The following is a 1190-nucleotide window of genomic DNA, read 5'->3' as shown; positions in this document are numbered from 1 at the left end:
CTAGACACCTTTTGGGGTGGGGGTCTCTTTCGGGTCCATTGTGAGGCTTTTGGGTGATCGACGGGTATGTGTGTTGTCGGGTCTCCTGGTTTTATGCGGTACGGCGATGGCGGTGGTGTTGATCAGGTAGAACGCGTCCGGCGTGAGCAGGTGCGGCAGCAGGCGGCGGAACTGTTCGCTGCTGGTGTGCCGCCGCTGGCGGTCGCGCAGCGTTTGGAAGTGTCGACGAAGTCGGCGTATCAGTGGCGGCGTGCTTGGGTCGCCGGCGGTGCGCAGGCCTTGGTGTCCAAGGGTGCCTCGGGCCCGGATCCGAAGCTGTCCGAGCAGCAGCTCGTGCGACTACGAGAACGCCTCGAGCGGGGCCCGGCCGCGGCCGGCTACGGCGAGGATCAGCGCTGGACCCTGGTCCGGGTCGTGGCGTTGATCGCCACTCTGTTTCATCTGCGGGTCAGCATCACCACGGCGTGGCAGGCGATGCGCCGCCTCGGCTACACCGCCCAAATGCCGATCCACCGGGCTGCCGAACGCGATGAGGCGGCGATCGCCGCGTGGCGGCGGTATCAATGGCCGGCGCTAAAAGAGTCGCCGCCCGGCAAGACGCATGGATCTGCTTCGCTGACGAGTGCGGCCAGACGCTAAGGGCGCACAAGGCCACCACCTGGGCGCCGAAAGGTGTCACCCCGATCGTCAAGGTGACCGCCAAAGGCACTGTCCGGGTGTCGGTGGCCGGGCTGTGCTGCTACCGGCCCGGCCACCGATCCCGGCTGATCTACCGCACCCTGCTCTACCGCGGGCGCAAAGGCGAACCGAAAGGGTTCCGCGAACCTGATCTCATCCGCCTGCTCGACGCCGCCCACCAGCAGCTGCAGGCACCGATCGTGCTGGTCTGGGACCGGCTGTCGCTACACCGGACACCCGCGATCCAGGCCGCGATCGCCGCCCGGCCATGGCTACGCGTCTATCTGCTCCCGGCCTACGCTCCCGAACTCAACCCGGCCGAGAAGGTCTGGTCGACCATGAAAGGCAGCCTCGCCAACCTGGCCGTCCGCACCGCGAACGACCTGGCCGCAGCCGTGAAGAACCGGCTCAACCGCATGCAATACCGAGCCGGACTGATCGACGCCTTCTTCACCGGAACCGGCCTTTCACCACCGGCACCAGCCAGACCCTGACCGCAAAAGGTGTCTAGC

The 1190-nt window shown here is 66.8% G+C and carries 2 protein-coding genes; both read left to right on the top strand.

The features are described from left to right. Positions 1-93 precede the first annotated feature (93 nt). Entirely contained in the window at positions 94-639 is a 546-nt protein-coding gene (locus tag EER30_RS46675; RefSeq protein ID WP_205650736.1) for a winged helix-turn-helix domain-containing protein, read from the top strand. Continuing rightward, on the top strand, positions 564-1172 hold the full coding sequence (locus EER30_RS46670; protein WP_127509788.1) for a transposase: 609 nt from the start codon (positions 564-566) through the stop codon (positions 1170-1172). The genes EER30_RS46675 and EER30_RS46670 overlap by 76 nt, the downstream gene beginning before the upstream one ends. Positions 1173-1190: the final 18 nt, after the last annotated feature.

The sequence above is a fragment of the Actinoplanes solisilvae genome, assembly GCF_003999975.1.
In the GTDB taxonomy this organism is placed as follows: domain Bacteria; phylum Actinomycetota; class Actinomycetes; order Mycobacteriales; family Micromonosporaceae; genus Actinoplanes; species Actinoplanes solisilvae.
This window is presented reverse-complemented; position numbering and strand designations above follow the sequence as displayed.

Bases quoted from the DNA above. Each gene is read 5' to 3' on its own strand.
- EER30_RS46675 (WP_205650736.1), top strand. From the start codon at position 94: ATGCGGTACGGCGATGGCGGTGGTGTTGATCAGGTAGAACGCGTCCGG.
- EER30_RS46670 (WP_127509788.1), top strand. From the start codon at position 564: ATGGCCGGCGCTAAAAGAGTCGCCGCCCGGCAAGACGCATGGATCTGC.